General features: G+C 38.4%; 4 protein-coding genes. All 4 read right to left on the bottom strand.

From position 1 onward, the window contains the following. A partial coding sequence (tuf, locus tag OZD70_RS00020; RefSeq protein ID WP_182183220.1) for an elongation factor Tu occupies positions 1 to 1,171 on the bottom strand: 1,171 nt, incomplete at its 3' end. An 11-nt stretch (positions 1,172 to 1,182) separates the two neighbouring features. Further along, a complete protein-coding gene (gene fusA, locus OZD70_RS00015; protein WP_275020022.1) occupies positions 1,183 to 3,249 on the bottom strand; it encodes an elongation factor G in 2,067 nt (688 codons plus the stop codon). A 21-nt stretch (positions 3,250 to 3,270) separates the two neighbouring features. Further along, positions 3,271 to 3,750, bottom strand: a complete 480-nt coding sequence (rpsG, locus tag OZD70_RS00010) for a 30S ribosomal protein S7 (RefSeq protein WP_275020020.1) — start codon at positions 3,748 to 3,750, stop codon at positions 3,271 to 3,273. Positions 3,751 to 3,755: 5 nt separating this feature from the next. Then, entirely contained in the window at positions 3,756 to 4,130 is a 375-nt protein-coding gene (rpsL, locus tag OZD70_RS00005) for a 30S ribosomal protein S12 (RefSeq protein WP_275020018.1), read from the bottom strand. Positions 4,131 to 4,505 lie beyond the last annotated feature (375 nt).

Here is a 4,505-nt window from a genome sequence, read left to right as displayed (position 1 = left end):
ACTCCAAAATCTCAGAAACAACACCAGAACCAACAGTTCTACCGCCTTCTCTTATCGCAAAACGCAATCCCTTATCCATTGCTATCGGTACTTGCAATTCTACTTCTACACTCACATTATCTCCTGGCATTACCATCTCCTTCCCATCTAGCAATTTTATGCTCCCAGTTACATCCGTTGTTCTTAAATAAAACTGTGGCTGGTAATTTGCAAAAAATGGTGTATGCCTTCCTCCTTCTTCTTTCTTTAATATATAAACCTCCGCCCTAAACTTTCTATGCGGCGTTATCGTCCCCGGTTTTGCTAATACTTGCCCTCTCTCCACTTCTTCTCTTTTTGTTCCTCTGAGCAATATTCCTACATTGAGTCCTGCACTCCCCTTATCCAGCAACTTCTTAAACATTTCTACACCTGTGCATATCGTCTTTTGCGTCGCTTTCAGACCTATTATCTCTATCTCTTCTCCCGTCTTTATCTCCCCCTTCTCTATCCTTCCTGTTACCACCGTTCCTCGCCCCGATATCGAAAATACATCCTCGATTGGCAATAGAAATGGTAAATCCACAGGCCTTGGTGGGACCGCCACATATTCATCTAACTTTCCCATCAATTTATCTATTGATTTCTTTCCATATTCGCTGCTGTCATCCTCCAGCGCTTTCAATGCAGACCCCACTACCACAGGCACTTCATTCCCTGGAAATCCGTATTTATTCAGCAATTCCCTCACTTCCATTTCTACCAAATCTATCATATCAGCATCAGCAACATCAGCTTTATTTATATACACCACGATATATCCAACACCTACCTGCTTCGCTAGCAATATATGCTCTCTCGTTTGTGGCATTGGCCCATCAACCCCCGACACTACCAATATTGCCGCATCCATCTGTGCTGCACCTACTATCATGTTCTTTACATAGTCAGCATGTCCAGGACAATCAACGTGTGCATAATGCCTTTTTTCCGTCTGATACTCAACATGCGCTGTTGCTATCGTTATCCCCCTCTTCCTTTCTTCTGGCGCTTTATCTATCTGATCGTACGCTACAAAATTTCCATAATGCTTTGTTATTGCCGCTGTTAACGTTGTCTTCCCATGATCCACATGGCCTATTGTTCCCACATTTACATGCGGCTTTCCAAATGCTTCCACTACTGCTGTCATAATTATTACCCTTAATTATACTTTAACTCATCAACCACATATTGTGGTACTTGTTCATAATAAGAAAAATGCATACTATACTGAGCTCTTCCCTGAGATATAGAACGCAAAACATTTATATAACCAAACATATTCGCAAGAGGTACGAAAGCAAGAATTATAGTGCTACTATTATGCGTTTCCATACTTGAAACTTGCCCCCTTCTGCTATTTACATCTCCCATGATATCGCCCATATACTCTTCAGGCGTAATGATTTCAACTTTCATTATAGGTTCTAACATTTTTGGACCAGCTTTATTTGCCATCTCTTTAAACGCACCTTTAGCAGCAAGTTCAAAAGCTAATGGACTAGAATCAACTTCATGGAAAGCACCATCAATAAGGGTAGCCTTAAAATCAATAACCGGAAAACCAGAGATCATGCCTCCTTCTTTTATCAACTCTAAACCATTTTCTACACCAGGAATATATTCTTTTGGAATTGCACCACCTACAATTTTACTTTCAAATTGAAACCCAGAACCAGGCTCAAGAGGTTCAAATATAATCTTTACTTTTGCAAATTGGCCAGCACCACCAGATTGTTTTTTATGAATGTAATCAATTTCAACAGATTTGGTGATAGTTTCACGATATGCAACTTGAGGCGCACCGACGTTAGCTTCAACGTTAAACTCGCGCTTCATTCTATCAACAATAATCTCAAGATGCAGCTCACCCATGCCTTTCAATATAGTCTGTCCACTCTCCGCATTTACTGACATTCTTAAAGAAGGATCTTCTGCAACCAATCTATTTAAAGCAACACCTAATTTTTCCTGATCTGAAGTAGTTTTAGGCTCCACAGCAATTTCAATAACAGGTTCAGGAAATTCCATACGCTCTAATAATATAGGAAAATCAGATGAACATAAAGTGTCGCCAGTAATTGTTCTCTTTAATCCAACTAAGGCAACTATATCACCAACTTTAGCTTCGTTTATATCTTCTCTGTTATTTGCATGCATAAGCAGCATTCTGCCAATTCCTTCAGTCTCATTTTTTCCTGCATTTAATACAGCAGATTTAGATTTTAACTTACCGGAATAAATACGAATAAACGTCAAGCTACCTACAAACTTATCCGTCATCACTTTAAACGCAAGAGCAACGAATTTCTCTTTTTCTGAAGGTTTGATCTCAATTTTCTTTTCTGAGTCTTTAGGATCAGTTCCAACAATTACATCAACATCAATAGGAGAAGGTAAAAAATCAACCACACCATCTAAAAGTGGTTGTACGCCTTTATTTTTAAAAGCTGATCCACATAATACAGGAACAAATTTTCCTTTAATGGTCCCATTTCTCACGCATTTTTTCAGTAAATCCACTGGCAGATCGTTAGACTCAAAGTAAGTATTCATCGCTTTATCATCCATCTCAGCTGCAGCATCTAATAAAAGATTTCGATATTCTTGAGCCTTGTCAATCAAATCGGAAGGAATATCTTCATAAGAAAATTTAGCGCCCAACGTTTCTTCTTGCCATATAATGGCTTTCATAGAAATAAGATCAATTATACCTTTGAAATCTTTCTCACTTCCTATTGGCAACTGAATGACTAAAGGCGCTGCACCAAGCTTCGTCTTTATCATATCAACACATCGATAAAAATTTGCCCCTATTCTATCCATCTTATTAACAAAGCAGATACGAGGAACGCTATATTTATCAGCTTGACGCCAAACTGTTTCAGATTGAGGTTCAACTCCAGCAACTCCATCAAATACAGCAACTGCACCATCCAAAACCCTTAAAGATCTCTCAACTTCAACAGTGAAATCAACGTGACCTGGAGTGTCTATTATATTGACCCTATGATCATTCCAAAAACATGTTGTTGCAGCAGATGTGATTGTAATACCACGCTCTTTTTCCTGCTCCATCCAATCCATAGAAGCTGCCCCATCGTGCACTTCACCAATTCTATTTTGCTTGCCAGTATAAAATAAAATACGCTCTGTTGTGGTAGTCTTACCAGCATCTATGTGAGCCATTATTCCTATATTTCTGTATTTAGATATCCCAATTTCCATATCACAATTAATTAGCTAACATTAAAAACGAAGATGAGAAAATGCCTTATTAGCCTCAGCCATTTTATATTTTTCTTCGCACATCTTAAACGCACCACCGCGTTTATTATAAGCATCCAGTATTTCAGATTGCAAACAATCAACAGTGGTTTTTCCACTCTTTTTTCGAGCAGCAGAAGTTGCTTTAGCAATCCACCTTAACGCTAAAGAAATAGCTCTATCTTGTCGAACTTCAACAGGCACTTGATAAGTTGCACCACCAATGCGTCGAGAACGCACTTCTATAGAAGGAGTCACATTTTCTACCGCTGTTTCAAAAATTGATAACCCACCTTCGCCTATTTTCTTTTCAGCTAAAGACAAAGCGTCATAGACAATCTTTTCTGCAGTAGACTTTTTACCACATTTCATGATTGTATTAATGAAACGCATCAACAAAATACTGCCGTAACGCGAATCAGGACTTGTTTCTCTTTTTTTTACTTTATTCCGACGAGCCATAAACTTTAACCAGATTTCTTTACACCATATTTTGAACGAGCTTTCTTTCGATTTTGCACACCACGCAGATCAAGGGCACCTCTTATTATGTGATAACGCACACCTGGTAAATCTTTAACCCGCCCACCACGTATCAAAACAACAGAGTGCTCTTGTAAATTATGACCTTCACCAGGTATATAAGCTGTCACTTCACCATACCCACTAATTTTTACTCTGGCTACTTTACGGAGTGCTGAGTTAGGCTTCCTAGGAGTTGTAGTATACACCTTAGTGCAAACACCTCTCCTTTGAGAGTTGCTTTCTCCCAAAGCTGGTACCTTTTTCTTATGGGTCAATCCTAATCTACCTTTACGTATTAATTGATTTATCGTAGGCATATGTTATAAACTCAAGCTCATTAAAATAACTAAGTTTTTAGTTATAAAACAATAAACCTCAATAGTCAATATAAAAATAAACATTACTACTCTAATAATTAAGCTCAACTGCTTTGAAAGCCATCAGTAGACTTCTTGCACTACCTCCCAAGCCACAACTGTCATTCAGTAGAAACGAAAAAGTTACTTGACACCCTCCGCCAGCACCCTTATCATGATAGTGAAGGTATTCAGTTATCTTCATCTGTGCAGATTAAACAGCAAGAAAACAACGTAGTTGGCGTCTTATTTTTAGTTTTTTGCACTATGTGCACCTTATGTCTTCACAACATTTCTGGGTTTTTACCTATATAAGCTGAAACGCGCTTATAAGTC

This window comes from Wolbachia endosymbiont of Drosophila tsacasi, from assembly GCF_028982115.1.
Classification (GTDB): domain Bacteria; phylum Pseudomonadota; class Alphaproteobacteria; order Rickettsiales; family Anaplasmataceae; genus Wolbachia; species Wolbachia pipientis_B.
This window is presented reverse-complemented; position numbering and strand designations above follow the sequence as displayed.